Raw genomic sequence first — 25,349 nt, 5'->3', positions numbered from 1 at the left:
GATGGCGGCGCGATCGGCGGCGTTTCCCCTGCGGGGTTCAGCAATGTGGCGGCGACGTTCAGCCAACGCCGCCGCCACGCGGGCGCTTACTTGACCTTGGCGTAGGTGCCCTTCAGCGCGACACCGGCGAGGATGGTGCCGGCGTAGCACTCGTAATTGGTGCTGCTCTTGAACTCGTTCTTCTTGTAGTAGCTGACGATGTCGACCACGGCGTTGGCGCCGCGCGACCTGGCGCCGTCCTGCAGCGCGCGCAGCGCCGACAGCGCGACCCAGCGGCAGGCCTCGGCATCGCTCTTGTTGGCGGCGTTGGTCTTCTTGTTGGTCACGTCTTCACCCAGGCGCTGCTGCACGCTGACCGGCTGGCCGGCCAGGTAGAAGCGCACGCTGCCGTCGATGCCGGCGTCCTTGGCAGCCTGCGAGCTGACCAGCTCCTGCAGGGACTGCTCGACGCGGGTATCGCGGGCAGAGGCGGTGGAGGTCAGGGCCAGCAGCGCGGTGGCAGTGGCGATCATGAGAGTGCGGCGCATCGAAACTTCTCCTTGTCAGGGGTGCGGGTGGATGGCGGAAACAGTGCGGTGGGGCGGTGGATCACTCGCTCCAGCGGCGGAACACCAGTGAGGTGTTGATGCCGCCGAAGGCGAAGTTGTTGCTCATCACGTACTCGGCCTGCAGTTCGCGGCCCTGCCCGGTGATGAAGTCGAGCTGGCCACAGCGCGGGTCGACCTCGGCCAGGTTCAGGGTCGGCGCGAACCAGCCGGCGCGCATCATCTGGATGCTCAGCCAGGCCTCGAACGCGCCACAGGCACCCAGCATGTGGCCGACATAGCTCTTCAGCGAGCTGATCGGCACGCGGTTGCCGAACACCTGCGCGGTCGCCTGGGTTTCGGCGATGTCACCGTGGTCGGTGGCGGTGCCGTGGGCGTTGACGTAGTCGATCTGCGCCGCGTCCAGGCCGGCATCCTCCAGCGCCAGGCGCATGGCCTGGGCCATGGTGTCGGCGCTGGGCTGGGTGACGTGCTGGCCATCGCTGTTGGTGCCGTAGCCGACCACCTCGGCAAGGATGGTGGCGCCGCGCGCCTGCGCGTGCTCCAGGTCTTCCAGGATCAGCGTGCAGGCGCCCTCGCCCAGCACCAGGCCATCACGGCCGGCATCGAACGGGCGCGGGGTGGTCTGCGGCGCATCGTTGCGCACGCTGGTGGCGAACAGGGTGTCGAACACCGCCGCTGCGGTGGCATCGAGCTGCTCGGCACCGCCGGCCACCATCACCGTCTGCTTGCCACTGCGGATCGCTTCATAGGCCGCACCCACGCCCTGGCTGCCGGAGGTGCAGGCACTGGAGGTGGTGTACACGCGCCCGGACAGGCCGAAGAACACGCCGATGTTGACCGGCGCGGTGTGGCTCATCATCTTCAGGTAGGTGGTGGCACTGATGCCATCGGTGGTGAACTCGTTGAGCATGCGCCCGAATTCACCGGTGGCCTCGTGGCTGCCCGAGGACGAGCCGTAGGCCACGCCGGTACGGCCGCTGCGCAGCACCGGATGCTCGTGCAGGCCGGCTTCACGCAGTGCCACCTCAGTGGCGCGCACCGACATGATCGCGACCTTGCCCATCGAGCGGGTGGTCTTGCGGTTGTAGTTCGGCGGCAGCTCGAAATCCTGTGCCGGCGCGGCCAGCTTGGTGTTCAGCCCGGCATAGACATCCCACTCGGGCATCGCACGCACCGCATTGCGGCAGCTGCGCAGGTGTGCCTCGATGGTCGGCCAGTCGTGGCCGAGCGGACTGATGGCGGCGGCACCGGTGACCACCACGCGACGATCGGCGGCCATCAGATCATGCCTCCGTTCACCGAGATCACCTGGCGGGTGATGTAGCCGGCCGGCTCGGACAGCAGGAACGCCACCGTGGCCGCCACTTCGTCGGGACGACCGACGCGGCCGGCGGGAATCAGCTTGAGCGCGTGTTCAACCACTTCATCGTTGAGCATTTCGGTCTCGATCAGGCCCGGGGCCACGCAGTTGACGGTGATCTGGCGGCTGGCCAGTTCCAGCGCCAGGGCCTTGGTGGCACCGATGATGCCGGCCTTGGCGGCGCTGTAATTGACCTGCCCGCGGTTGCCGGCCAGTCCGGACACCGACGACAGGGTGATGATGCGGCCAGGCTTGCGCCGGCGCACCATCGGCATGATCAGCGGATGCAGTACGTTGTAGAAACCGTCCAGGTTGGTGTGGATGACCTGGTCCCAATCCTCCGCTGACAGTGCCGGGAAGGCACCGTCACGGGCGATGCCGGCGTTGCAGACCACGCCGTAGTACGCGCCGTGCGCTTCGACATCGGCCTCCAGCACAGCGCGTGCGGCCTCGCGATCAGCCACGTCGAACATCAGTACGCGGGCCTGCTGGCCCAACGCGTGGATCTCGGCCATCACGGCCTGTGCCTCATCCAGGCGGCTGCGGCAATGCACCACCACGTCGAAGCCGTCACGCGCGATGCGCAGCGCGATGGCCCGGCCGATGCCCCGGCTGGCGCCGGTCACCAGCACGCTTCGATTCCCTGTCATGCCTGTCCACTCTCCAGATAGGCCATCGCATCGGCCGGTTCGAACACCGACACGTTGGCTGTCGCCCATTCGTCCTCGCCTGCCAGGATGCGGCAGGCGAACATCCCCAATCCATTGTCACCCAACAGCTCGCAGCGCGCCTGTACGCGCAGCCGCGATCCGCTGGGAAAGCTGCTGCGCGGGCTGCTGTAGCGGCGGCTGCCAAGCAGGAAGCCCAACTGCGGCGGCTTGCCCGCCGCACGCGCACGGCAACCGGCCCAGGCCGCGATGGCCTGCGCCATGTATTCGATGCCGACCCACGCCGGCACCTGGCCCTCCTCGACGAACAGGCCCGCGTCGGGCACCACCAGTTCGGCCTCGATGGTGTCCTGGTCCCAGTGCGTGATGCGCTCCAGCAGGCACATGTCCTGGCGGTGCGGCACCACCTCTTCGATCGCGTACAGCGTGTTCATCGACGCTCCAGCGCCAGCACGGCATTGCTGCCGCCGAAGGCGAACGAATTGCTCAGCACCCGCCGCGGTGCCTGTGCCAGGCGGGTGGCCGGTGCGACCAGCGGCAGTGCCGGCAGCGCGGGGTCTGCCACGCCGTCCCACCAGTGCGGTGGCAGCTGCTGCTGCGGGTTCCCGGCCAGCACGATCCAGCACAGTGCAGCTTCGATCGCGCCTGAAGCACCCAGCGTATGGCCGGTCAGCGGCTTGGTCGAACTGGCCGGCACCTGGTTGCCCAGCACCTGCGACACCGCCAGGCTTTCCATCGCATCGTTGTGGCCGGTGGCGGTGCCATGCAGGTTCACGTAGTCCACTTCATCGGCCGCCCAGCCGGCGCGCTGCAGCGCCTGCTGCAGGGCATCGATGGCACCCAGGCCCTGCGGATCGGGGGCGGACATATGGTGCGCGTCGGCCGATTCGCCCCAGCCGGCCAGGCATACCGGGCCGGGTTCGCGGGTGAGCAGGAACAGCGCGGCACCCTCGCCGATGTTGATGCCGGCACGGTGCTGCGAGAATGGATTGCAGCGCAGGGCCGACACCGATTCCAGCGCGCTGAAGCCGGCCACGGTGAAGCGGCACAGCGAGTCCGCGCCACCTGCGATCACGGCGTCGACGATACCGGCCCGCAGCATGCGTGCCGCCGACATCAGTGCCTTGGCACTGGACGAGCAGGCGGTGGACAGGGTCCACGCCGGCCCCTGAGCGCCGCTGCGCTGGCGCACGAACTGCGCGGCAGTACCCATTTCCTGCTGGGCGTAATCGAACCCGGGCGGCCATTGGCCCTGTTCGGCATGGGTGCGCAGGGCCTGCTCGGATTCACCGATGCCCGAGGTACTGGTGCCCAGCACGACCGCCACGCGTTCGGCGCCGTGGCGGGCGATCGCGGCGGCCACCGCCGGTGCGATCTGCGCCAGTGCCACGTCCAGCAGGGCGTTGTTGCGCCCGCGCAGGGCGGCCGGCAGTTCTTCCAGCGTCGGCAGCGGTGTACGCACCTGCCCCAGCGCCAGGGTGTGCCCCGGCAGCAGGGTATCGTTGTCGCTGAGCCCGCCCGGCACGCCGGCGAACATCGCCGAAGCCACCGCGTCGCGGCCATCGCCGAGCGCGCAGACCACGCCCAGATCGTTCAGATAGATCGGTGCACTCATCGATCCGGCCCGGCCATGTCGATCGATTCGATGCGCAGCGCATAGCCTTCGGCGCGGTTGTCCAGCTGCACGCTGCCATCGTCCAGGCGCTGCAGCTGCAGCCACACCGTGCCGTCGCGCGACAGGCTGCGCTGATGGCCATCGTCACGGACCTGCCAGCCGGCTGGCAGCGCGGCCGCGATGGCTGCGGTCGGCCACAGCGCGAACTGCAGGTCATCCAGCACGCGCTCGGCGCGCACCTGCGGCGGCAGCCACGGCGCGCGCTGCTGGGTCAGCTGCCGGCCGTCCCACTGCAGGCGCACGCCGGTCTGGCCCATCGCCTGCACCGCCAGCTGCACCTGCTGCGCATCGGCTTCCAGCAGTGCATCCAGGTCGCGCTCATGCGTGCCGAACCGGAAATGCAACTGCTGCTGCAACGCCAGCGGCGCCGGCAGGCTGGCCGGCGACAGGCGCAGCGGCGGCAGTTCCACCAACGGCTTCGGCATGCGGCCGGCGCAGGCCACCAGCAGCAGGCTCAGCAGCAGTGCTGTCGCAGGGGCGATCAGGCGCCGCACAGCTGCTCCAGCACGCGCATGCGGCGGCCACTGTCATCGGCCACGTACGGGTTGTTGGTGTCCCAGGCGTAACCGGCCAGGATGGAGCTGATCATGTCGCGCACTTCGGGCTGCTGCTGCGGGTGGTAGATGATCTTCTGGAAACCGCCTTCGTACCAGCTTTCGACAAAGCGGCGGAAGGTCTTCACGCCCGCCCGCAGCGGGACCGAGAACTCCGCTTCCCAGTCCACGGCTTCGCCGGCATAGCGGCGCGCCAGGCATGCACTGGCCAGCTGCGCGGACTTGAAGGCGATGGTCACGCCGGACGAGAACACCGGGTCGAGGAACTCGCCGGCATTGCCCAGCAGGGCATAGCCCGGCCCCCACAACGAACTGACATTGGCCGAGTAGCCGGTGATGCGGCGCACCGGCAGCACCGCCCATTCGGCATTGGCCAGCAGCCGGGTCAGGTTCGGGTCCTCGCCGACGATGGCCTGCAGTTTCTGCAGGTCGTCGCCCTCGTAGCGCTCGAAGAACGACGGTTCGGCGACCACGCCCAGCGAGCAGCAGCCGTTGGAGAACGGGATTGTCCAGTACCAGACGTCGACGTGCTCGGGATGGGTGGTGATCAGGATCTTGTTGCGGTCGAAGTCCGCTTCGGCCGGAATGTTGTCGCGCACGTGGCAGAAGATCGCCCCGCGCACCGGGAAGTTGGACGGGGATTCCAGCTGCAGCAGGCGCGGCAGCAGGCGTGCGAAGCCCGAGGCGTCGAGGATGAAATCGGCCTCGATGCGGTACTCGCTGCCGTCCGGGCGGCGCACCGTCACCGCCGGCTGCTCGCCGGCTTCGACCGACAGCACTTCATCACCGAAACGCAGCGTGGCCCCCATGCGCTCGGCACCGCGCGCCAGCACGTTGTCGAAGTCGGCGCGCTGCACCTGGTAGGTGGTGCCCCAGCCCGGCGAGAACTTCTTCCTGAAGTCGAATGCGGTACGCGCTTCGCCGTGCACGAAGGCCGCGCCGTTCTTGTGCTGGAAGCCGGCTTCGACCACGTCCTGCAGCAGGCCGGCGGCCTCGATGTACTCCATGCTCTGCGGCAGCAGGCTTTCGCCGATGGAGAAGCGCGGGAACTGCTGGCGCTCCAGCATCAGCACCTGGCGGCCCTGCTGGCGCAGCATCGCCGCAGCCACGGAGCCGGCCGGGCCGGCACCGATGATCAGGATTTCAGTACGTTCGACAGCATCCACAGCAGTATTCATCGGTGCGTCCTTGTTGCTCGATCAAGTGGAAAGAAGGAAGTCGGAAGCAGGCTCAGGCCCGCGGCAGATCATGCGGCGGCGGCCGGAACAGCGGCGAGATCAGCCAGACCAGGCCGATGCCGAACAGCAGGGTCAGGCCGAACGCGCGCAGCGCCGGGGTCTGCGACAGTCCCAGCAGGCCGAACGACAGCCAGGTGCTGGCCGCGCCCACGCACACCGCCAGCCAGGCACTGGCATCGCCGCGGTGCTCGATCAGGAAGATGCCGTAGTCGATGCCCATGCCCAGCAGCAGCATCAGTGCCAGCACGTTGAACAGCTGCAGTGGCTGGCCGAACAGGCCCAGCAGGCCCAGGGTCAACGCACCGGCAATCAGGGTCGGCGCGAACACGCGCCAGGCCTGGCGGCGGTAGCGCAGCCACAGCGCGCCGAACACCAGCACGATGCCGACCAGCAGCAGCCCCCCCATCAGCTTGCGGTAGTGGCCCAGCAGCTGCGAGAAGTCGGCGGTGCGGTCCACCCAGCGCACGCCGGGCAGGCCTTCGGCCGCCCCGCGCAGGGTCGCCAGCGCATCGGCGCGCGACAGGTCATCGACCATCACCACGCTGATCATCTGCCCACCGACCTCACCCACCCACAGGTGGCGGAACGGCTGCGACGCCGGCGAGGCCAGGAACGCCTCCGCGGTCAGCGGCGTGGTGGCGAAGTCGGGGCGCGGCAAGGGTTCTCCGACCGCATCGGACACGGCCTGCAGCACGCCCGGTTCCACCTTGGCGGTCAGCGCCGCATCGGCCTGCTGGCGTGCCGGCGACGGCAGCCAGTCACTGATCGCGCGGTAACCGCCGATGCGCTTGTCGTTGGCCAGTACACGCAGGCGTTCGGTCAGTGCTTCTTCGCGCTGCAGCAGCTGTGCAGCGTCACTGCCCTGCACCAGATAGAACTGCGCCGGGCTGGGCATGCCCAGCAGCTGGCTCAGGCGGATCTGCTGGGCCATCAGTGCCGGCGGTGAGGACTGCAGGCTGCGCAGGTCGTCATTGCTGTGCAGGCGGGCGATGCCGATGGCAGACAGCGCCAGCGTGATCACCACGAACACCGTCACCGGCCGGCGGCCATGCAACCGCGGGAAGCGCTCCAGCGTGTTGCCCAGCCACTGCGAGAAACGGGTCTGGCGGATCTCGCCGCCATCCAGCCACGGGAACCAGAAGATCACCGTGAGGAACGCGGCGGCCAGGCCGACCACCGAGAACAGCGCCATCTGGCGCAGGCCCGGGAACGGGGCCAGGCCCAGGGCCAGGTAGGCCAGCGCGCTGGTCAGCAAGGCCAGCCACAGGCCCGGCAACAGGTGCCGCAGCAGCTTCCAGCGGCGATCGGCCGGCTCGGCCTGGCGCGAGGCAAACCAGTGGATGCCGTAATCCTCGGCCACGCCCACCAGCGACGCACCGAACACCAGGGTGAGCACGTGCACCTTGCCGAACACCAGCACGGTCACCGCCAGCGCCACGCCACAACCGATCAGCAACGACGCGGCGACCAGCAGGATCGGCCGCAGCGAACGGAACGCCAGCCACACCAGCAGCAGCACCGCGGCCAGCGAGCCCCAGCCGATCGTGTTGATCTCCTGGTTGGCCTGCACCGCGGCCGCCTCGGCGTGCAGCGGCACGCCGGCATGCAGGATTTCCAGCTCCGGCGCTGCCGCCCTGGCAGCCCGCCCGGCACGTTCCAGCAGGCCGTCGAGATGACGCTCACCGTCGAGCTGGAACGCCGAACCCGGTGTATCGAACTGCAGCACGGCCCAGTGCCTGCCCTCGGCTTCGAGCAGGCCGTCATCGCCCAGCCGCAACCCCGACCCCTGCGACTGCTGCTGCCACCATTGCGGCCACAACGACAACGGGTCTTGCCGCCAGTCGGTCAGGCGCGGAGCGCCCATCGGGCCGTACAGCGCGGCCAACGCCTGCTCGGCCAACGCGCCCGGTTCGCTGCCCTGCAGCTGCTCGCGCTGGGCCGGCGTCAGCAGGCGGTCGCGGTACGGCGCGTAGAACGCGCGCGCCTCATCGAACCAGCCTTCGATCGAACCACTGGGCACCAGCAGGGCTCGGTCAGTGTCCTTGGCCATGGCCGCGGCAAAGGCCGCCTGCGCACGCTTGGCGGCAGCGCCGTCCTTGCTGCCCAGCAGCACCACCACCTGCCGCGAGCTGCCGTCGGCGATGCGCCGGGTGACGTCGCTCAACAGGCGGTCATGCGCATCCTGCGGCAGCAGCGCGAGGATGTCGGTATCGATCCGCGATTGCTGGCTCCACAGGTGCCACTGCTGCGCGCCCAGTACCAGCAGCAGCAACAGCCAGGCGATGCCCAGCCAGTGCCACCAGCGCCGCAGCCGCTCCGGTGCGTTCGATGCGACGGCCTCACTCAAAGCGGCGTGCCTCGTCGGCGGTGAGCGTGGCCGGCGCCTCGCTCAATGCACTGAACTGGATCTGCGTGCGGTCCTTGTTGGCCTCGACGATCTCGACCTGGCGCACGTAGCGGTCACCCTGCAGGGTCAGCGACTGGAACGCCTTGGCCAGCATCGCCGACTTCGGCGTCAGCCGCAGCCGCCAGCCCTGCCCTTCACGGCTGGCCGCCACGTTGAACTGGCTGGACAGCGCCTGCACGTCGCCACTCATCAGCGCGAACATGATCGCGTTCACCGAACGCATCGCCGGCTGCTGCCGTGCATCGAGCTCGACACGGGTGCTGCCATCGCGCTGGCGGCTCAGGATGCGGTCGGCGGTGACCACCACTTCGGAAGGGAACGGCTTGAGCGTGGTCCAGATCACGCCGTGCCGGCGCGCGACCACGAACTGGCCCTGCGAGCGCAGCGGGTTCCTGAAGCCGCTGACCTGCTTTTCCTGGCTGAACTGGCCACGCAGCACGTCCGGCCGCGCCACCGCCTGGGTGATCGCATCGATGGCGGGGTCGGCCGCCTGCACCTGCGGTGCGGCAACGAAGATCAGCGCGCACAGCAGCACGCTCGAAAGACGGACAAGGGGGTTCACGGCGCAGGTACTCCCAGGCGTTCCCACAGTACCGGCGGGCACTGGTACAGCATTTCCTTGCTGGCCGCGTCCACCGCGACCTGGATGGTCATCGCGCGGGTCAGCACCTGGCCGCTCTGCGCATCGAGGATTTCATACTCGATCTTCAGCCGGTTCTCCCATTCCACGATGCGCGCGACCACGCGCAGCGCCTGGTTGAACAGCAGCGGGCGCACGTACTTCACCCGCGCATCGACCACCGGCCACAGGTAGCCCGATTCGAGCATCTGCGGGTAGTCGTAGTCGTAGCGCCCGAGCAGCGCGCAGCGCGCGATCTCGAAGTACTTGAAATAGTTGCCATGCCAGACCACGTTCATCGGATCGCAGTCATGGAAGGCAGGGGTCAACGCAATTTCGCCAACCCGTTCGATGGCCTCATTCACCGGCATACAGCTCCCAACGTTGCGCGCGGATCTCCACCAGCAGTTCCCGCAGTTCGCGATCCAGCGCGCGGTCTTCTTCAACCAGGGCGATGCGCTGCCCCAGGTCGGCGTACATGTCGGCCAGACTGCCATGCAGCTGCGCGTTCAGGCCAACCCGTTCGCGCAGCGCCAGGCCCTGGCGGGCGGCGATCAGCATCGCGGCCACCACCTGTTCAGTCAGCTCGATCACGCGCAGGCAGTCGCGCGCGGCGATGGTGCCCATGCTGACCTTGTCCTGGTTGTGGCACTCGGTGGAGCGCGAGAACACGCTGGCCGGCATGGTCTGCTTCAGCGCTTCGGCAGTCCAGGCCGACACGCTGATCTGCAGCGCCTTCAGGCCATGGTTGATGGCCGCGCGCGGGCCGGTGGCCGCCGACAGGTTGGCCGGCAGGCCGTGGTTGTAGCGGGCATCCACCACCAGCGCCAGCTGCCGGTCGAGCAGGTCGGCAACGTTGGCCACGGTGTTCTTCAGGGTGTCCATCGCCAGTGCGATGTGGCCGCCGTAGAAGTGGCCGCCATGCAGGATGCGCTCGCCGTCGGCGTCGATCAGCGGGTTGTCGTTGGCACTGTTCAGTTCGGTTTCGATCAGCTGGCGCAGGAACGGCAGGCTGTCTTCCAGCACGCCGATGACGTGCGGCGCGCAGCGCAGCGAATAGCGGTCCTGCAGGCGCTGTTCGTTGCGCGGCGGGCGTTCGCTGTGCAGGTCGCTGCGCAGGCGCGCAGCGATGCGGCCCTGGCCCGGGTGCGGCTTGGCGGCGAACAGGGTTTCGTCGAAGTGGTGCGCGTTGCCGTCGCTGGCCAGCACGTTGAACGCGGTCAGGCGCGTGGCCATGCGCGCCAGGTAATCGGCGCGCTGCCAGGCCAGGCAGGCCAGGCCGGTCATCACCGCGGTGCCGTTCATGATCGCCAGGCCTTCCTTCGGCCGCAGCTTCAGCGGGGTCATGCCGATCTTCGCCAGCACTTCGGCCGCCGGCTGCACGCGGCCGTCATGCAGCACCTCGCGCTCGCCGCACAGCACCGCCGCCACGTACGACAGCGGAGTCAGGTCGCCGCTGGCACCGACCGAGCCTTCGGCCGGGATCATCGGCAGCACGTCGTGCTGCAGCAGCGTGGCCAGGCCTTCCAGCAGCGGCACACTGACGCCGGACATGCCGCGCACCAGCGACGCCAGGCGCGCGGCCAGCACCGCGCGGGTCTCGACCGGGTCCAGGTAACGGCCCAGGCCGCAGCCGTGGTAGGTGTACAGGTGGTGCGGCAGTTCCGCCACCAGCGCCGGCGGGATGTTCACCGTGCACGAGTCGCCGTAGCCGGTGGTCACGCCGTAGATCACGCCGTCCTCGCGCAGCAGGCGGTCGAGGAAGTCGGCACCGCGCTGGATGTGCGCGCGGAACGCCGGCGCGTCGCTCAGTGCGGCCTCGCACTGGCGCTGGGCCAGGGCAACCACGTCTTCGATGGTCAACGGTGCGTCGCCAAAGCGGCACACGGGTACGGCGTCAGTCGTCATGCGGAGCCTGATCCCAGAAGGGGAAGAAATTGAACCAGTCCAACGGGGACTGGATGACCTGGAGTTCCAGCCAGCGCGCGAAGCGCTGTGCCTGTTCGGCCAGCGCGGCGTCGCGCGAGCCACGCGGCAGCACGATGCGTTCGGCGAACTGTTCGAATGCCACCCGATAGCCGTCGCCCTCGTGCAGGCAGGCCATGGTGTAGACCGGGCAGCCCAGCGCCGCGGCGAGCACATAGGCGCCGATCGGGAACGGCGCGCGGTGGCCCAGGAAATCGGCAGTGACGCTGCGGCCACCCTGTACCGGCGTGCGGTCGCCGACGATGGCAACGAAGCCCCCCGCCGCCACGCGCTCGGCCAGCGTCACCGCGGTGGCCGGCCCCATTTCGGTCACCTGCACCAGTTCCACCGCCGCCAGCGGGTCCAGCCGCTGCAGCAGGCGGTTGAAGCGCTGCGCATGCGCGGTGTGCACCAGCACGGTGATGCGGAACCCCGGCACCTGTTCGGCCAGCACCTGGCACAGCTCCAGGCAGCCGATGTGCGCGGTGAGGATCAGCCCGCCCTCGCGGCGCGCGATCTTCTGCAGCACCAGGTCACGATGCAGGTGGATGCGCTCGGCCGGGTAGCGCCCGCCCAGGCCGAGGATCTTGTCCAGCATCGTATCGGCGAAGGCGAAGAAGTGGCGCAGGCTGTCACGCCGTGTCGGCGCGCGGCCGAGCACGCCGCTGTGCGCCTGCAGCCGCTGCAGGTACTGCATCGAAGCCTGGCGCCCTATACGGTTGCCCAGCCAATGGCAGGCCACCACCGGCCACACGCACAGGCGGAACGGCCAGCGCCCGAACCAGCGGTGCACCCAGCACAGGAACAGCACGCCGGCCACCGACGTCGATTCGCCGATGTCGGCCCAGTGCGGGGCACCCTGCGCGGCCGCCATCTCAGCGCTGCCCCCGCAGGCGGCGCCACAGCAGCCGCGGCGCACGCCAGAGCATGCCGAAGAACAGGCGGGTATGCATGCGGCTGATGCGCACGTTGTCGCGCCACACATCGAAGTGCGACACGCCATCGGATGGATAGGTCACGCGCGTGGCCAGGTGCTCGACCGGCAACTGCCGCCAGTACAGCCGCACCATCACTTCGGTATCGAAATCCATGCGCCGGCCGATGGTCTCTTCACCGATCAGGCGCAGTACCGGCGGCAGCGGATACACGCGGAAGCCACACATGGTGTCGCGCAGGTGCAGCGACAGCGTGTTGATCCAGACCCAGATGTGGGTGGCGTAGCGGCCATACAGGCGCGCCTTGGGAACACTGGCGTCGTAAGCCGGAATGCCGCAGATCACCGCCTCGGGATGGGCGCGCGCGGCTTCGATGAAGCGTGGCAGGTCAGTGGTATCGTGCTGGCCGTCGGCATCGATCTGCAGCACGTGGCTGTAGCCACGCGCGCCGGCCTCGGCAAAGCCGGCCAGCATCGCCCCGCCCTTGCCCTGGTTGGCGTCCAGGCGCAGCAGGTCGACGCCCTGGCGCTGTGCCAGCGCGCGCAGCACCGCCGCGCACCCATCGTGCGAACCATCGTCGACCAGCAGGCAGGGCAGTCCCGCGGCCTGCACGCCATCGACCACCGCCGCGATGGCGTGCTCGTGGTCGTAGACGGGGATCACCACCAGTGGCGCGAATGCGGCACCGGCAACGGCCGGGTCAGTCCGCATCAGCGAAAACCACCCTGCCGCTGGCATGCACACCGTGGCTGGAGGTGTAGCGGAAGGCCAGCACGTTGCGTGCGGCATCCCAGTCCAGCTGCAGGGTCAACTCGTCACCGGGGCGGGCCACGTGCTGGAATTTCACCGCATCCATGCGCACGAACGCGCCCCGCATCACAAACGCCTGGCGGGCGAAGCGCACCGCCCAGTCCAGCTGCGCCACGCCGGGCAGGATTGCCGCCTGCGGGAAGTGGCCCTGGAACGGCCGCAGCGCCGGGTCCAGGGTCATGCGCAGGGTGGCGCTGGCGGCATCGCGGTGATCCCACGCCGGCACCGGCATCAACGGCTGGAACAGCGCCGCCAGCGCGGCCTGGGTCACCTTGCCCTGCGCATTGATCGGCAGCGCCTGCACCAGGCGCCAGCGACGCGGCCGGGTCACTGCGTCATGCGCATGCGCCAGGCGGGCGCCAAGGCGCTGGCCCAGCGCCCGCCGCGCAGCGTCGCCGCCCTCCAGCAGCGCCGGATCGGCCGGCACCACCACGGCGGCCAGCTGCTCGCGCTGCCCGGGCAGCACCAGCACGCGCGCGTCATCCACCTCGGCGTCTTCGCGCAGCGCGCGTTCCAGCGCATCCAGCGACACCCGGCGTTCCTCGATCTTGACGATGCGGTCGGCCCGGCCCAGCAGGCGGAAGCGGCCGTCGACCAGGGCTTCGACACGGTCCTGGGTGCGCCACCAACCGGGGGTGTCCAGGTGCGCCGAGGCCACCGCCAGGCAGCCATCGTCGATGCGCCACTGCACGCCCGGCAGCGGCTGCCACGGCGGCAGGTCGATGTCCCAGCGGCGCCAGGCGATGCCGCCGGTCTCGCTGCTGCCATAGACCTCGGTCGGGGCCACGCCCAGCCACTGCCGCACCTGCCGCGCTGCGTCTTCCGGCAGCGGACCACCGGAGGAGAACACCGCGCGCAGGCGGCCATGCAGGCTGGCCCAGTCGAGCTGCCCGGGCAGGCGCTTGAGGTGGGCCGGCGTCGCCACCAGCACCGTATCGGTACCGGCCAGCGCACCCACCAGGTCTTCGTGGAAGAACCGGCGCGGATGAATCAGGCGGCCGGCGGCCAGCGGCCACAGCACGCGGAACAGCAGCCCGTAGATGTGCTGGTGGGACACCGTGCCATGGACCTGCACACCCTCCATCTGCGCACCGAACGCGGCCTGCAGCGCCTCCACCTCGCGCGCCAGCTGGTCCAGGCGCTTGCCGATCGCACTGGGCTGGCCGGTGCTGCCGGAGGTGAACACGCACAGCTCGCAGGCGCGCTCGTCCAGCGCCTGCAGCTCATCGTCCAGCGCGGCGTCCAGCGCCACCAGCGAGCGGTAGTCGGCGGACACGTCGCCTGCGAAGCCGCTCACCTGCGGCTGCAGCGCCTGCAGCGTGGCTGGCAGGTTGTCGGCGGCCAGGAACACCCGCTTGCCGGCATGCCAGGCACCGAACAGCGCGGCGGCAAAGGCCACGGCATCATCGAAGTACAGGGCCCAGTCGCGGCCTTCGGCGGCCGCAAAGGCGGCGCGCCAGGCCAGTACGCGCTGGCGGAAGCCGGCATGGTCGATCACCTCGCCGTCGCACAGGCCGACGCTGCGCTGCGGCCGTGCCTCCAGCAGCAGCCGGTCCAGGGCAATCCACTCAGCCATGCGCGTGCGCCGCCTTCACCTGCCGCCGCACCAGCCACTCCCCTGCGAACAACACGCCCATCATCACGTACGCCAACAATCCGTTGTAGAGCATCCAGACCCGGTCCGACGCGTACAGCGCGGTCAGCAGGGCCAGGCTGCCGTTGAGAACGAAGAAGCCGCACCACACCTGGGTGACGCGGCGGGTATAGGCCACCGCGAACGGCGGCAGGTCCGGCTCCTGCAGCCGCGCCAGGCGCTCCACCAGCGGCGGCCCGAAGCGCAGGCTGGTGCCGAACACCGCCAGCATCACCACGTTCACCAGCGCCGGGTACAGCTTCAGCGGCAGGGCCTGGTTGAGCACGGTGGCCAGCACCGCCAGCAGGCCGGTGCCAGCGGCGGCGGCCCACCACAGCGGCTGTCGCGTGCTCAGTGCACGCAGGAGGGCCAGGGTGAACAGCAGCAGCGACAGCCAGCGCGGCTCGAAACGGCCCATCGCCAGGTACACCAGCAGCGGGTAGGCAAGCGAAATCGCTGCCACCACGACGGTACGTGCGCGAGCCATGGCGAAGCCGCCGGCGCTGCGGTCAGGCGGCTGCCTGGTCCGGCAGCAGTCCATGCACGACATCGACGATGTCCTGCACGGTGCGCACGGCCTTGAACGCTTCCGGCTGCAGATTGCGGCCGAGCAGCGGCTTGAGCTGCACGATCAGGTCGACCGCATCGATGCTGTCGATGTCCAGGTCGTCGTACAGGCGGGCCTCGGGGGTGATCCGGGCGGTTTCGATCTCGAAGCTGTCGGTCAGGATGCTGACGATGCGTTCGAACAGTTCATTCTTGGTCATGGCAATTCCTGGCGCCGTTACGACTGGCGGGCGGCGACGAACTCGCCGAGCGCGCGCACGCTGGAGAAATGGCGACGGGTTTCTTCCGAATCGGCCGAGAGGCTGACACCGTACTTCTTCTGCAGCGCCAGGCCCAGTTCCAGCGCGTCGATCGAATCCAGGCCGAGGCCCTCGACGAACAGCGGCGCGGTCGGATCGATGTCCTCCGGCGTGATGTCCTCCAGCGAAAGGGAGGAAATGATCAATTCCTTGATCTCGTGCTCAAGTGCTTGCACGGGGCGGATCTCCAGACAGGTCGAAATAACGAGAAAGGTGCTCGGTGACGCGGCGTGCTGCCAAGGCATCCCCCCTTGGCGAGTCGTCATCGGCCAGGAAGGGCGCGATCGGGATATCTTCGCCGATCTGCAGCCGAACGTGAAAGCGACGTGAGGGGACACGATACCACTTCTGTCCCTTGGTCAACGTGGGCGGGGTGCAGGTGATCCGTACCGGGGTGATGTCCAGCCGGCCGCGGACGGCGATGTTGGCGGCCCCGCGCTGCAGCCGCGGCGGTTGGCCCGGCACGCTGCGGGTGCCCTCCGGGAAGATCACCAGGGTACCGCCGGCATGCACCGCCGCTACGCAGTCGTCGACCAGGCCGGCCCCGTCATCGTTGGCGATGTAGCCGGCCGCCCGCACCGGGCCGCGCATGAACGGGTTGCAGGCCACGGCCCGCTTCACCACGCAATCGGCGTTGGGCAGCAGCGAAATCAGGCAGACCACGTCGATCAGGGTCGGGTGATTGGCCAGAACCAGCAAACCGTCGCGCTGCAGGCGTTCCCCGCCCTCGATCTGGTAGGTCATCACCCCCAGCGCACGCATCAGGCGCAGGTGGCTGGCAAAGGCGACCTGGACCACGCGGCGGGCCCGGCGGCGGCGGACCACCGGGTCGCGCATCAGCAGCAGCACCGGCATCACCAGCACGCCCAGCAGCAGGCCGCCCACGCCAAATGCGGCGAAGCTCAGGCCGGTGCCGAACACCCGCCAGGCATGATCGAGGCGGCGCAGCGCCTCAGCCACGGCGTCCCCAGCGCCAGCGCTGGCCCTGGGCCACGTGCTCCAGCGCCGGCGCGCCAGACAGCAGGAAGCGGTGCAGGTCCAGCGCGTGCGGCAGCGTGCCCGGGGCGGTGGCGGTGGCCTCCGGCGCCGCCTCCCATTGCAGCGAGAGCGTCGGCTGGCCCGCTGTCGGCGCGGTCAAACGCCAGCACCAGGCAAAGAACGGGTCGGGTTCGTCGGCAAACGTCGCGTAAATTTCAGGAAGCGGCGACTCATAGACCACCACCCGCACTTCGCGGGCACCATCGGCCAGCAGCCCGGCGGCCTCCAGGCAGGCGGTCTCGACCGTGGCCTGGCCGGCGGCCAGCGCCAGGTAGTTGCCGCGGTGGCCGCGGGCGATCGAGTACAGCGCCGCGATCGCGTTGTGCACCGACAGGCCGAACCCGGTGGGGGACAGGGGCTGATCGCTGGCCAGCGCCCCCAGCAGGTCCATCGAACGGGCCACGTCGCCGTGGCGGCTGGCGAACACCAGCGGCACCTGGCTGTCAGCGCCCTGCCCGTCCTCGCACCAGCAGGCAGCCTGGATCGCCATCCGGCCCAGCCGCTCGATGCGGCGGCGCTGCATCGCCGGGATCTCGGCCAACGCCGGCGTGTCTTCGCCCTGCGGCGGATACGGCGCATCGGCCCAGCCCAGCCACTGGCTACGCTCGCTCAGGCCGGGCGCCCAGGCGGCCCAGTCGACGATGGAGAATTCGATCATTTAGCGATGGTGCTTCAACGGGAGAACGATAGGCACGAGCCATTACGGCGACGCGCGGCGGCCCCCCATTCCTGCAGCCGTGCGTCCGTCCAGGACGTCGCCGGCTGCCCCCCTGGCCGCCGGAAAGGAGCGCACGCTAGCACGTCCTGCGCGGGGTGTGCAGGTTTCACATTCCCCAACGCGGGGGCCGGCACCGGCCGGCCCCGCATTCAAACGATCAGTGGTAACCGGTGTCGGCGTGCACCTTGCCGCGGAACACCCGGTACGACCACGCCGTGTAGCCGAGGATGACCGGCAGCAGAATGACCAGCCCGACCAGGGTGAAGCCCAGCGAGGAGGCCGGCGCGGCGGCCTGCCACAGGGTCATCGACGGCGGCAGCAGGTAGGGCCACATGCCCAGCACCAGGCCAAGGAAGCCGAGCACGAACAGGGCCAGGCTGAGCAGGAACGGCGGCAGGTCGCGGCGCGGATGGGTCGCGCTGCGCCACAGCGCGGCCGCCACCGCCAGGGTCAGCAGCGGGACCGGCGACAGCCACCAGAAGTTGCCGTCGCTGAACCAGCGGTCCATCAACCGCGAATCGAGGAACGGCAGCCAGCTGCTCACCAGGCCCATCGCCGCGATCACCGCCACCACCAGCGGGCGGGTCATCTGCCGCGCCAGCGCCTGCACGCGCCCTTCCGTCTTCAGGATCAGCCAGGTGCTGCCCAGCAGCGCATAGCCGGCCACCAGCGCGGCACCGGTCAGCATCGCAAACGGGCTGAACCAGGCGAACGCGCCGCCCTGGTAGGCACCGTCCACCAGCGGGATGCCCTGCACCAGCGTGCCCAGGATCACGCCCTGGGCAAAGGTGGCCAGCAGCGAGCCCAGGCCGAACCCCACGCTCCACAGCCGGCGCGAACGATGTGCCTTGAAGCGGAACTCGAACGCCACGCCGCGGAACACCAGCGCCACCACCAGCAGCAGCACCGGCAGGTACAGCGCCGACAACAGCACCGCATAGGCTTTCGGGAACGCCGCCAGCAGCCCGGCGCCGCCCAGCACCAGCCAGGTCTCGTTGCCGTCCCAGATCGGCGCGGCGGTGTTCATCATCAGGTCCAGCTGCTCCTCGTCCTCGGCGAACGGGGCCAGGATGCCGATGCCGAGCACGAAGCCGTCCAGCACCACGTACATCAGCACGCCGAAGCCGATCACCGCGAACCACGCCACCGGCAGCCAGGTCATCAGGTCCATGTCAGCGCTCCTCCAGCGGTTCGTCGGCCGCCGACAGCGGGCGTGCCGGCGTATGGCTGCCATGGTCCAGCGACGGCCCCTCGGCATACGGCTGCGGCCCGTGGCGCAGGATCTTCACCAGGTACCAGATGCCCCAGCCGAACACGAAGGCGTAGCCGACCACGTACACGCCCAGCGACAACGCCGTCATCCACGCGCTCTGGGGGCCAACCGCATCGGCGGTGCGCAGCACGCCGTACACCACCCACGGCTGGCGCCCCATCTCGGTGACGAACCAACCGGACAGCAGCGCGATGAAGCCACTCGGCAGCATCCAGTTCCATCCGCGCAGCAGCCACGGTGAATCCAGCAGCTTCCTGCGCCACAGCTGGAACGCTGACACCCAGGCCAACAGCAGCATCAGCGTGCCCAGCCCGACCATGATGCGGAAGGCGAAGAACACCGGCGTCACCGGCGGCCGCTCGCTGGCCGGTACCGAGGTCAGCGGGTCGAAGGTGCCGTCCAGGCTGTGGGTGAGGATCACGCTGCCCAGCTTCGGGATGGCCACTTCGAAATCGTTGCGCTCTTCCTTCTCGTTCGGCAGCGCGAACACCACCAGCGGCACGCCCTCGCCTTCCTCGGTTTCATGCCAGTGCGCTTCCATCGCCGCGATCTTCATCGGCTGGTGCTTGAGCGTGTTCAGGCCATGCATGTCGCCGACGAAGATCTGCACCGGCACGGTCAATGCCGCGAATGCAACGGCGGCGATCAGCATGCGCCGCCCCGCTTCCACGTGCGTGCCCCTGCGCAGGTACCACGCACCGACGCCACCAATCACGAAACAGGTGGTGATGAACGAGCCCAGCGCCATGTGCGCCAGGCGGTACGGGAACGAGGGGTTGAACACCACCTGCCACCAGTCCACCGGATGCACGATGCCGTTGACCATCTCGTAGCCGGCAGGCGTATGCAGCCAGCTGTTGGACGACAGGATCCAGAACGTGGAGAACAGCGTGCCCAGCGCCACCATGCAGGTGGACAGGAAATGCAGGCGCGGCGAGACCCGGCCCCAGCCGAACATCATCACGCCGAGGAAGCTGGCTTCCAGGAAGAACGCGGTCAGCACCTCGTAGGTCAGCAGCGGGCCGATGACCGTACCGGCCACCTCGCTCAGCCGCGGCCAGTTGGTGCCGAACTGGAAGGCCATGACGATGCCGCTGACCACGCCCATGCCGAACGACACCGCGAAGATCTTCTGCCAGAAGAAATACAGCTCGCGCCAGACGGGCAGCTTGGTGCGCAGCCAGCGCCATTCGATGAAGGCCAGCCAGCTGGCCGTGCCGATGGTGAAGGCCGGGAACAGCACGTGGAAACTGATGACGAATCCGAACTGGATCCGGGACAACAACAACGCGTCCAAGGGACGCCTCCTGCCTGCGACCGGTGGGATACCGGACCACTTTAGGAGGATTTCGTTAAGGTGGGATGCGACCGGGTGACGCGCTGCTTCACTTTGTCGCAGGTGGACCGGCTCAGGGAAGGGTCCAATTTCAGATGGGCCGGACAAATTGCAACTCGTTGCATATCTGCGGGTCCTTTGACGTGAGAGCTTCTTGCCGTCCTGGGTTGCTGACTGCAGTCGGCCGAGTTCGGCAGGCAGCACTGCAACTTTCGGCGGTTCCTCACGAAACATCGCCAAAATCAGCCAAATCATTTAGAGAACCAATGATCACAACTCCCCAACGCCGTGAGCTTCTGCGGGCGCTCTATTCCACCGAAAGGCTCTACATTGAGTTCTCGTCCTCATCGATTTTCCAGAAACAGCCAGCGCGCAATTTTCTGGATTCATTGTGGAATTTGGTTGCGACAGGCGAGATGCCTTCACAAGGTCTCATCAGCGAAACCGATCTCTACGTCGAGAATGCTGTCCCACTCGACGAGTACGGTCTTTCAGCCGCTGACAATAAAGGTGAGGCGTTCATTCTGGCCTTGGGTTCCCTAGTGCTTTTCTTGGGAGAGGAGCCTGCAGAATCGCTTGATTTCATCCCTGAGGAGTTCGAAAGACACGTCGTCGAGGAAGTGGTGGTCGATGAGATGATCGATCCGTTGGGTCCGGCACAACAATCGCTACTAGTCACGAAGGAGGTCAGAGCAGAGATTGACAACCATCCGTTGATCAGGGCGTTCGTCAGCCAAGTTCAGCTGGACGAATGGAAGTCCAGGAGCATCGATCTGAATCCTGAAGATATCGAGAAATCGAAGGGGTGATCCAAGTGGTCCCCGTGGACGGATTGCAGATGGGTTCGATCGGGTTCGAGGCACGGCGGCTCCATATACGGCCCCGGGCTTGATCTTCAATCAGTGCCAGAAATACCAGGCTGCTGCAGCCAGCAGCGCGCCAAACAACACCACCTGCACCACCACATAGCCCACGCCACTGTCGCGCGACTCAGCGGCAATGCGCTTCTGCAGCGCCTCGCTCACATCCGGCGTTGCTTCCTGCTGCGCCTGCTTACGCAATGCCTGCGCCAGCGCGCGCTTTTCCGCATCGCGAGGGTCGGTCGGTCGGTTCACAGCAGTTCTCCGGCGGCGGCATGCCGCGTCAGTTCCTGCTTCAGGACCTGGCGCGCGCGGTGCAGGTGGCTCTTGATGGTACCGCGTGCCAGTCCGGTCACCTGCTCGATTTCGGCCAGATCGAAATCCTCCAGGTAGTGCAGGCCGACGATCAGGCGCTGCGGTGCACTCAGCCGTTCCAGCGCCGCGCCGAGCTGGCGCCCTGCCTGCAGCGCCTCGCTCAACTCAACCGGGCCCGGGCCTTCATCGCCGACACCCAGTTCCTCCGGCACCTCCACGGCCACCATCCATTGCGCCTCCAGCCGCCGCCGGCGCAGGTGCTGCAGCGCCGTGGTGTAAGCGACCCGGGATACCCAGGTGCGCAGCGAGCATTCAAAACGAAACCGGTGCAGCTGGCGGAACACCGCAAGGAAAGTTTCCTGCAGCAGGTCGGCCACCTGATCACGATCGCCCACCATGCGCCCGATCACATGCGCGCAGGTGCGTTGATGGGTCTCGACCAGCTGCGAAAACGCCACCTGCGAGCCATCGATGATGGCCCGCACCAGGGCCTGGTCCGCGTCCAGCGGTCCGATGGGTGCCTCCGTCTTCGCGTCGTGGCGGCGACGGCCCCGCAGTGCCGACAGTGCGTCGTCGAGCAGGCTCATCTACGGGGCGCCCCCTGTGCCCGTGGCACGCCTGCCTCAGCCCTTGCGCGCAGCAGGACGGGTGAAGTGCCAGGCCAGCAGCTGGCCGAGGCCGGCGCTGCCGACCAGTGCGGCGGCGGCGCCGAAGGTCAGGTCACGGGCACCCATCGCTTCCAGCAGGGCCATGGCCAGCGCCAGGCAGACCAGGCTGATGCCCCAGCGCAGCGCGCCCTGGCGGCGGCGCTCTTCTTCCAGCACGGCCAGCGAGCGGATCACTTCTTCCGGCACGTGCGGGGCCACCAGCTTGCTGCGGGCGCGGGCATCGGCAATGGCATGGATCGCGTAGGCGATGCAGATGAAGAGGGTGATCGGGATCAGTTCCTGCATGGTCGGGCTCCTGTTCGGTGGATGATGCGGGTTCAGGAGAATGGATGCGCGAGGCCGGCCACCGGTTGCACCACTTTGCCAATCCCGCTGCCATGACCTGTGGCCCCTGCCCCGGGCCCGTGCGGCTGCTACGCTTGCCCGGTTTCCTCTACTGGTGCCGTCCGCCCATGTCCCGAGTGCTGCCCCTGTCCCTCCTGCTGTCGGCCGTGCTGGCCGCACCGGCTGCGCATGCCGCGCCGACGCCGATCACCATCGAACAGGCCATGGCCGACCCGGACTGGATCGGTCCGCCGGTCGAGAAGGCCTGGTGGTCGTGGAACAGCCAGCAGGTGGAGTACCAGCTCAAGCGCAACGGCAGCCCGGTACGCGATACCTTCCGCCAGCCGGTGGCCGGTGGCGTGGCCGCGCAGGTGGCCGATGACCAGCGCGGCACCCTGGACGTGGCCGAGCCGGTCTATGACCGCAGCCGCAGCCGCAGCGCCTTCGTCCGCAATGGCGATGTGTTCGTGCGCGACCTGCGCAGCGGCGCACTGACCCAGCTGACCCGCAGCAACGAGCGCGCGGGCAACGTGAACTTCGCTGCCGACAACGGCGTGATCTGGCGCGTCGGCCAGAACTGGTTCCACTGGACCGCCGCCAGCGGCGTGCAGCAGGTGGCCAGCCTGAAGGCCGAGAAGGACCCGCGTACGCCGCCGAAGGCCGACGTGCTGCGCGACCAGCAGCTGCGCACGCTGGAAACCCTGCGCCGCGACCGCGACCAGCGCGAGGCATTGAAGGACCAGGACCAGCGCTGGCGCCAGGCCGACCCGACCCGCGCACCGGGCCCGGTGTACCTGGGCGCCGACGTCGAGATCGGTGACAGCGTGCTGTCGCCGGACCTGACCCACCTGATCGTGGTGACCAAGCCGAAGGACTTCGACGACGGCCGCACCAGCAAGATGCCGCTGTACGTGACCGAGTCGGGCTACGAGGAAACCGAGGACACCCGCACCCGCGTCGGCCGCAACGGCTTCGAGCCACACACCCTGTGGTACGTGGACGTGCGCACCGGCAAGGCCGAAAAGCTCTCGCTGTCCAGCCTGCCGGGCATCAGCACCGACCCGCTGGCCGAGCTGCGCCGCAAGGCCGGCAAGGATGCGCTGAAGGGCGAGCGCAGCGTGCAGGTGATGAGCGACTTCATGGGCGGCGGCATCCGCTGGAGCGCCGACGGCCAGCAGGCCGCGGTGATGCTGCGTGCCAACGACAACAAGGACCGCTGGATCATCAGCGTCAATGCCGCCGACGGCCGCGTGCAGAACCGCCACCGCCTGACCGACAACGCCTGGATCAACTGGGGCTTCAACGATTTCGGCTGGATGGCCGATGGCCGCACGCTGTGGCTGCTGTCCGAGGAATCGGGCTTCTCGCACCTGTACACCCAGGCCGGCACCGCCAAGCCGCAGGCGTTGACCAGCGGCAAATGGGAAACCTCGGCGCCGGTGCCGTCGGCCGATGGCAAGGGCTTCTATTTCCTGTGCAACCAGCAGGCGCCGCATGACTACGAAGTCTGCGCGGTCGACACCGGCAACCGCCAGGTACGCGAGCTGACCAGCCTCAACGGCGTGGAGGATTTCTCGCTGTCGCCGGACGGCCAGCAGCTGCTGGTGCGCTACTCCGGTGCCTACCTGCCGCCGCAGCTGGCGGTGCTGCCCAGCACCGGCGGCCAGGCACGCGTGCTGACCGATACCCGCACCGCCGACTACAAGGCACGCCAGTGGATCCAGCCGAAGCTGGTCGCGGTACCGTCCAGGCACGGTGCGGGCGTGGTCTGGGCCAAGTACTACGAGCCGGAAAACAAGGAACCGGGGAAGAAGTACCCGATCGTGATGTTCGTGCACGGCGCCGGCTACCTGCAGAACGTGCACCAGCGCTACCCGGCCTACTTCCGCGAGCAGATGTTCCACAACCTGCTGGTGCAGAAGGGCTACATCGTGCTGGACATGGATTACCGCGGCAGCGAGGGCTACGGCCGCGACTGGCGCACGGCCATCTACCGCAACATGGGCCACCCGGAACTGGAAGACTACAAGGACGGCCTGGACTGGCTGGTCGACACCCAGCAGGGCGACCGTGACCACGCCGGCATCTACGGCGGCTCCTACGGCGGCTTCATGACCTTCATGGCGCTGTTCCGTTCGCCGGGCACGTTCAAGGCCGGCGCCGCGCTGCGCCCGGTGGTCGACTGGCACAACTACAACCACGGCTACACCAGCAACATCCTCAACACCCCGGACATCGATCCGGAGGCGTACCGCGTGTCCTCGCCGATCGAGTACGCGCAGAACCTGCAGGACAACCTGCTGATCGCCCACGGCATGATGGATGACAACGTGTTCTTCCAGGACTCGGTGAACCTGACCCAGCGCCTGATCGAACTGCACAAGGACAACTGGTCGATCGCACCGTACCCGCTGGAACGCCACGGCTACGTGCGTGCCGATTCCTGGCTGGACCAGTACAAGCGCATCCTCAAGCTGTTCGAGCAGAACCTGAAGTGAGCAACGCCGCGGCCATGATCCGGATCGTGGCCGCGGTCATCCTGGATGACCGCGGCCGGGCGCTGCTGGTGCGCAAGCACGGTGCCCGCCGCTTCATCCAGCCCGGTGGCAAGCCCGAACCCGGCGAAGCACCGCTGCAGGCGCTGGCCCGCGAACTGCACGAGGAACTGGGCGTGCAGCTGTGCACCGGTGCCGCCATCGCACTGGGCACGTTCGAGGAGTGGGCGGTGAACGAGCCCGGCCACCGCGTGCAGGCCCAGGCCTGGTGGGTGCAGGTGGACGGTACGCCGCAGGCGTGCGCCGAAATTGCCGAACTGGCCTGGGTGCCGCTGCAACCACCGCATGGCCTGCCCTTGGCACCCTTGAGCGAACACCATATCCTGCCGGCGGTCGCCACCCGGGTGACGGCCCGCTGAGCAGGCGGGCGCCGACTGCAAGGACATCGGATGTCAATGTCGATCCCGTCGATCCCCTCGCTGCCTTCCCCGGCCTATCACGCCTGGGTGCGTCCTGTCGCACAGGCCTCGTTCTGGCTGTCACTGGTGCTGACGATCTACTTCGTGCTGCAGGGACTGGTGCTGTGGCCGTTGCACAACCTCGCGCTGTGGCGCCTGGTGGAAAGCGAAGTGCAGCACCAGCAGCTGCACAGCCTGATCTGGCTGCTGGCGCACCCGGTAGCCGCATCGATGGTCGTCGCGCTGTTGTGCCTGGCCTCGACCGTATCCAGCTGGGGCCTGCTGCGCGAACGGCGCTGGGGCCTGTGGAGCTTCGTGGTACTGCTGCTGCTGAGTGGCCTGACCAACTTCGCGGCCGCCTGGTGGCTGGACCTGTTCATGGGCGACTTCATTCCGCTGCTGGCCAATGACCCGGCCCTGCTGCAGGAGCTGCATCTGAAACGCTGGCTGATCACGCTGACCGTGGTCGGCATGTCGTTCGTGCTTCTCGGCCTGCAGGGCTGGCTGGCCTGGCGCCTGCTGCGGCCGGATGTGCGCTCGCGCTTCCACTGAGTTCTACCGATCCCCGTTCGACAAGGACTGTCGC

28 protein-coding genes are annotated in these 25,349 nt (G+C 68.3%); 4 read left to right on the top strand and 24 right to left on the bottom strand.

What is annotated here, in order from left to right; genetic code table 11:
- Positions 1-86 precede the first annotated feature (86 nt).
- From ACUVWL_RS18185 to ACUVWL_RS18085, 21 genes are all read right to left on the bottom strand, one after another.
- Positions 87-527: a hypothetical protein gene (locus ACUVWL_RS18185; protein ID WP_032960605.1), complete on the bottom strand. Its 441-nt coding sequence runs from the start codon at positions 525-527 to the stop codon at positions 87-89.
- A gap of 61 nt (positions 528-588) precedes the next feature.
- Positions 589-1,827 (bottom strand): beta-ketoacyl-ACP synthase, encoded by a 1,239-nt coding sequence (locus ACUVWL_RS18180; protein WP_014648835.1) that lies wholly within the window; start codon positions 1,825-1,827, stop codon positions 589-591.
- Entirely contained in the window at positions 1,827-2,558 is a 732-nt protein-coding gene (locus tag ACUVWL_RS18175; RefSeq protein ID WP_032960607.1) for a 3-ketoacyl-ACP reductase FabG2, read from the bottom strand. Before ACUVWL_RS18175 ends, ACUVWL_RS18180 begins: the two co-directional genes overlap by 1 nt.
- Positions 2,555-3,010, bottom strand: a complete 456-nt coding sequence (locus ACUVWL_RS18170; protein ID WP_032960608.1) for an ApeP family dehydratase — start codon at positions 3,008-3,010, stop codon at positions 2,555-2,557. The genes ACUVWL_RS18175 and ACUVWL_RS18170 overlap by 4 nt, the downstream gene beginning before the upstream one ends.
- The gene (locus ACUVWL_RS18165; protein WP_014648838.1) at positions 3,007-4,191 is read right to left on the bottom strand and encodes a beta-ketoacyl-[acyl-carrier-protein] synthase family protein; all 1,185 of its coding nucleotides are present in this window, start codon (positions 4,189-4,191) and stop codon (positions 3,007-3,009) included. Before ACUVWL_RS18165 ends, ACUVWL_RS18170 begins: the two co-directional genes overlap by 4 nt.
- A complete protein-coding gene (locus ACUVWL_RS18160) occupies positions 4,188-4,745 on the bottom strand; it encodes a DUF3261 domain-containing protein (RefSeq protein WP_014648839.1) in 558 nt (185 codons plus the stop codon). The genes ACUVWL_RS18165 and ACUVWL_RS18160 overlap by 4 nt, the downstream gene beginning before the upstream one ends.
- Positions 4,733-5,983, bottom strand: coding sequence for an NAD(P)/FAD-dependent oxidoreductase (locus tag ACUVWL_RS18155; protein ID WP_014648840.1), 1,251 nt, complete (start codon positions 5,981-5,983; stop codon positions 4,733-4,735). Before ACUVWL_RS18155 ends, ACUVWL_RS18160 begins: the two co-directional genes overlap by 13 nt.
- A 52-nt stretch (positions 5,984-6,035) precedes the next feature.
- Positions 6,036-8,390: an MMPL family transporter gene (locus ACUVWL_RS18150; RefSeq protein ID WP_227864177.1), complete on the bottom strand. Its 2,355-nt coding sequence runs from the start codon at positions 8,388-8,390 to the stop codon at positions 6,036-6,038.
- Positions 8,383-9,012 (bottom strand): LolA family protein, encoded by a 630-nt coding sequence (locus tag ACUVWL_RS18145; RefSeq protein ID WP_046433189.1) that lies wholly within the window; start codon positions 9,010-9,012, stop codon positions 8,383-8,385. Before ACUVWL_RS18145 ends, ACUVWL_RS18150 begins: the two co-directional genes overlap by 8 nt.
- Positions 9,009-9,440 (bottom strand): acyl-CoA thioesterase, encoded by a 432-nt coding sequence (locus ACUVWL_RS18140; protein ID WP_032960618.1) that lies wholly within the window; start codon positions 9,438-9,440, stop codon positions 9,009-9,011. The genes ACUVWL_RS18145 and ACUVWL_RS18140 overlap by 4 nt, the downstream gene beginning before the upstream one ends.
- Positions 9,427-10,977, bottom strand: coding sequence for an HAL/PAL/TAL family ammonia-lyase (locus ACUVWL_RS18135; RefSeq protein WP_032960620.1), 1,551 nt, complete (start codon positions 10,975-10,977; stop codon positions 9,427-9,429). Before ACUVWL_RS18135 ends, ACUVWL_RS18140 begins: the two co-directional genes overlap by 14 nt.
- Complete coding sequence (locus ACUVWL_RS18130) at positions 10,967-11,908, bottom strand: LpxL/LpxP family acyltransferase (protein ID WP_445978631.1); 942 nt, start codon at positions 11,906-11,908, stop codon at positions 10,967-10,969. The genes ACUVWL_RS18135 and ACUVWL_RS18130 overlap by 11 nt, the downstream gene beginning before the upstream one ends.
- A gap of 1 nt (position 11,909) precedes the next feature.
- Positions 11,910-12,680 (bottom strand): glycosyltransferase family 2 protein, encoded by a 771-nt coding sequence (locus tag ACUVWL_RS18125; protein WP_445978630.1) that lies wholly within the window; start codon positions 12,678-12,680, stop codon positions 11,910-11,912.
- Complete coding sequence (locus ACUVWL_RS18120; protein WP_134809428.1) at positions 12,670-14,355, bottom strand: ApeI family dehydratase; 1,686 nt, start codon at positions 14,353-14,355, stop codon at positions 12,670-12,672. The genes ACUVWL_RS18125 and ACUVWL_RS18120 overlap by 11 nt, the downstream gene beginning before the upstream one ends.
- Positions 14,348-14,899, bottom strand: a complete 552-nt coding sequence (locus tag ACUVWL_RS18115) for a COG4648 family protein (protein WP_046433259.1) — start codon at positions 14,897-14,899, stop codon at positions 14,348-14,350. Before ACUVWL_RS18115 ends, ACUVWL_RS18120 begins: the two co-directional genes overlap by 8 nt.
- Before the next feature lie 22 nt (positions 14,900-14,921).
- Entirely contained in the window at positions 14,922-15,179 is a 258-nt protein-coding gene (locus tag ACUVWL_RS18110) for an acyl carrier protein (protein ID WP_005411609.1), read from the bottom strand.
- 17 nt (positions 15,180-15,196) lie between these two features.
- Positions 15,197-15,454 (bottom strand): phosphopantetheine-binding protein, encoded by a 258-nt coding sequence (locus ACUVWL_RS18105; protein ID WP_005411610.1) that lies wholly within the window; start codon positions 15,452-15,454, stop codon positions 15,197-15,199.
- Complete coding sequence (locus tag ACUVWL_RS18100; protein WP_014038937.1) at positions 15,441-16,238, bottom strand: lysophospholipid acyltransferase family protein; 798 nt, start codon at positions 16,236-16,238, stop codon at positions 15,441-15,443. Before ACUVWL_RS18100 ends, ACUVWL_RS18105 begins: the two co-directional genes overlap by 14 nt.
- Positions 16,231-16,974 (bottom strand): beta-ketoacyl synthase chain length factor, encoded by a 744-nt coding sequence (locus ACUVWL_RS18095; protein WP_014648849.1) that lies wholly within the window; start codon positions 16,972-16,974, stop codon positions 16,231-16,233. The genes ACUVWL_RS18100 and ACUVWL_RS18095 overlap by 8 nt, the downstream gene beginning before the upstream one ends.
- Positions 16,975-17,191: 217 nt before the next feature.
- On the bottom strand, positions 17,192-18,205 hold the full coding sequence (cydB, locus tag ACUVWL_RS18090) for a cytochrome d ubiquinol oxidase subunit II (RefSeq protein ID WP_032960627.1): 1,014 nt from the start codon (positions 18,203-18,205) through the stop codon (positions 17,192-17,194).
- 1 nt (position 18,206) lies between these two features.
- Complete coding sequence (locus ACUVWL_RS18085) at positions 18,207-19,604, bottom strand: cytochrome ubiquinol oxidase subunit I (RefSeq protein ID WP_032960628.1); 1,398 nt, start codon at positions 19,602-19,604, stop codon at positions 18,207-18,209.
- Between the two features lie 305 nt (positions 19,605-19,909).
- Between ACUVWL_RS18085 and ACUVWL_RS18080 the strand changes: the two genes are divergently transcribed.
- Complete coding sequence (locus ACUVWL_RS18080) at positions 19,910-20,452, top strand: hypothetical protein (protein ID WP_445392013.1); 543 nt, start codon at positions 19,910-19,912, stop codon at positions 20,450-20,452.
- Positions 20,453-20,542: 90 nt separating this feature from the next.
- Here the strand turns inward: ACUVWL_RS18080 and ACUVWL_RS18075 are convergent, their stop codons facing one another.
- Genes ACUVWL_RS18075 through ACUVWL_RS18065 form a run of 3 tightly spaced genes read right to left on the bottom strand, consistent with a single transcriptional unit; the run spans position 20,543 to position 21,771 of the window.
- The gene (locus tag ACUVWL_RS18075; RefSeq protein WP_445392014.1) at positions 20,543-20,758 is read right to left on the bottom strand and encodes a hypothetical protein; all 216 of its coding nucleotides are present in this window, start codon (positions 20,756-20,758) and stop codon (positions 20,543-20,545) included.
- Positions 20,755-21,405, bottom strand: coding sequence for an RNA polymerase sigma factor (locus ACUVWL_RS18070; protein ID WP_445978629.1), 651 nt, complete (start codon positions 21,403-21,405; stop codon positions 20,755-20,757). Before ACUVWL_RS18070 ends, ACUVWL_RS18075 begins: the two co-directional genes overlap by 4 nt.
- Positions 21,406-21,441: 36 nt before the next feature.
- Positions 21,442-21,771, bottom strand: a complete 330-nt coding sequence (locus ACUVWL_RS18065; RefSeq protein WP_005411618.1) for a hypothetical protein — start codon at positions 21,769-21,771, stop codon at positions 21,442-21,444.
- Positions 21,772-21,938: 167 nt separating this feature from the next.
- Here ACUVWL_RS18065 and ACUVWL_RS18060 point away from each other — a divergent pair, with 167 nt between their 5' ends.
- From ACUVWL_RS18060 to ACUVWL_RS18050, 3 genes are read left to right on the top strand one after another with little or no spacing between them, the layout of a single operon-like run.
- A complete protein-coding gene (locus tag ACUVWL_RS18060; protein WP_164076988.1) occupies positions 21,939-24,308 on the top strand; it encodes a prolyl oligopeptidase family serine peptidase in 2,370 nt (789 codons plus the stop codon).
- Complete coding sequence (locus tag ACUVWL_RS18055) at positions 24,305-24,724, top strand: NUDIX hydrolase (RefSeq protein WP_445978628.1); 420 nt, start codon at positions 24,305-24,307, stop codon at positions 24,722-24,724. The genes ACUVWL_RS18060 and ACUVWL_RS18055 overlap by 4 nt, the downstream gene beginning before the upstream one ends.
- Before the next feature lie 30 nt (positions 24,725-24,754).
- A complete protein-coding gene (locus tag ACUVWL_RS18050) occupies positions 24,755-25,315 on the top strand; it encodes a hypothetical protein (RefSeq protein ID WP_241887618.1) in 561 nt (186 codons plus the stop codon).
- Positions 25,316-25,349: the final 34 nt, after the last annotated feature.

This window comes from Stenotrophomonas muris, assembly GCF_052751275.1.
The sequence above is the reverse complement of the archived record's forward strand: the minus strand, read 5'-3'. Positions and strand labels throughout refer to the sequence as shown.

Bases quoted from the DNA above. Each gene is read 5' to 3' on its own strand.
- ACUVWL_RS18125 (WP_445978630.1), bottom strand. From the start codon at position 12,680: ATGCGGACTGACCCGGCCGTTGCCGGTGCCGCATTCGCGCCACTGGTG.
- ACUVWL_RS18175 (WP_032960607.1), bottom strand. From the start codon at position 2,558: ATGACAGGGAATCGAAGCGTGCTGGTGACCGGCGCCAGCCGGGGCATC.
- ACUVWL_RS18070 (WP_445978629.1), bottom strand. From the start codon at position 21,405: ATGAGCCTGCTCGACGACGCACTGTCGGCACTGCGGGGCCGTCGCCGC.
- cydB (WP_032960627.1), bottom strand. From the start codon at position 18,205: ATGGACCTGATGACCTGGCTGCCGGTGGCGTGGTTCGCGGTGATCGGC.
- ACUVWL_RS18170 (WP_032960608.1), bottom strand. From the start codon at position 3,010: ATGAACACGCTGTACGCGATCGAAGAGGTGGTGCCGCACCGCCAGGAC.
- ACUVWL_RS18155 (WP_014648840.1), bottom strand. From the start codon at position 5,983: ATGAATACTGCTGTGGATGCTGTCGAACGTACTGAAATCCTGATCATC.
- ACUVWL_RS18080 (WP_445392013.1), top strand. From the start codon at position 19,910: ATGATCACAACTCCCCAACGCCGTGAGCTTCTGCGGGCGCTCTATTCC.
- ACUVWL_RS18180 (WP_014648835.1), bottom strand. From the start codon at position 1,827: ATGGCCGCCGATCGTCGCGTGGTGGTCACCGGTGCCGCCGCCATCAGT.
- ACUVWL_RS18060 (WP_164076988.1), top strand. From the start codon at position 21,939: ATGTCCCGAGTGCTGCCCCTGTCCCTCCTGCTGTCGGCCGTGCTGGCC.
- ACUVWL_RS18095 (WP_014648849.1), bottom strand. From the start codon at position 16,974: ATGATCGAATTCTCCATCGTCGACTGGGCCGCCTGGGCGCCCGGCCTG.
- ACUVWL_RS18110 (WP_005411609.1), bottom strand. From the start codon at position 15,179: ATGACCAAGAATGAACTGTTCGAACGCATCGTCAGCATCCTGACCGAC.
- ACUVWL_RS18130 (WP_445978631.1), bottom strand. From the start codon at position 11,908: ATGGCGGCCGCGCAGGGTGCCCCGCACTGGGCCGACATCGGCGAATCG.
- ACUVWL_RS18120 (WP_134809428.1), bottom strand. From the start codon at position 14,355: ATGGCTGAGTGGATTGCCCTGGACCGGCTGCTGCTGGAGGCACGGCCG.
- ACUVWL_RS18185 (WP_032960605.1), bottom strand. From the start codon at position 527: ATGCGCCGCACTCTCATGATCGCCACTGCCACCGCGCTGCTGGCCCTG.
- ACUVWL_RS18050 (WP_241887618.1), top strand. From the start codon at position 24,755: ATGTCAATGTCGATCCCGTCGATCCCCTCGCTGCCTTCCCCGGCCTAT.
- ACUVWL_RS18115 (WP_046433259.1), bottom strand. From the start codon at position 14,899: ATGGCTCGCGCACGTACCGTCGTGGTGGCAGCGATTTCGCTTGCCTAC.
- ACUVWL_RS18065 (WP_005411618.1), bottom strand. From the start codon at position 21,771: ATGCAGGAACTGATCCCGATCACCCTCTTCATCTGCATCGCCTACGCG.
- ACUVWL_RS18165 (WP_014648838.1), bottom strand. From the start codon at position 4,191: ATGAGTGCACCGATCTATCTGAACGATCTGGGCGTGGTCTGCGCGCTC.
- ACUVWL_RS18135 (WP_032960620.1), bottom strand. From the start codon at position 10,977: ATGACGACTGACGCCGTACCCGTGTGCCGCTTTGGCGACGCACCGTTG.
- ACUVWL_RS18140 (WP_032960618.1), bottom strand. From the start codon at position 9,440: ATGCCGGTGAATGAGGCCATCGAACGGGTTGGCGAAATTGCGTTGACC.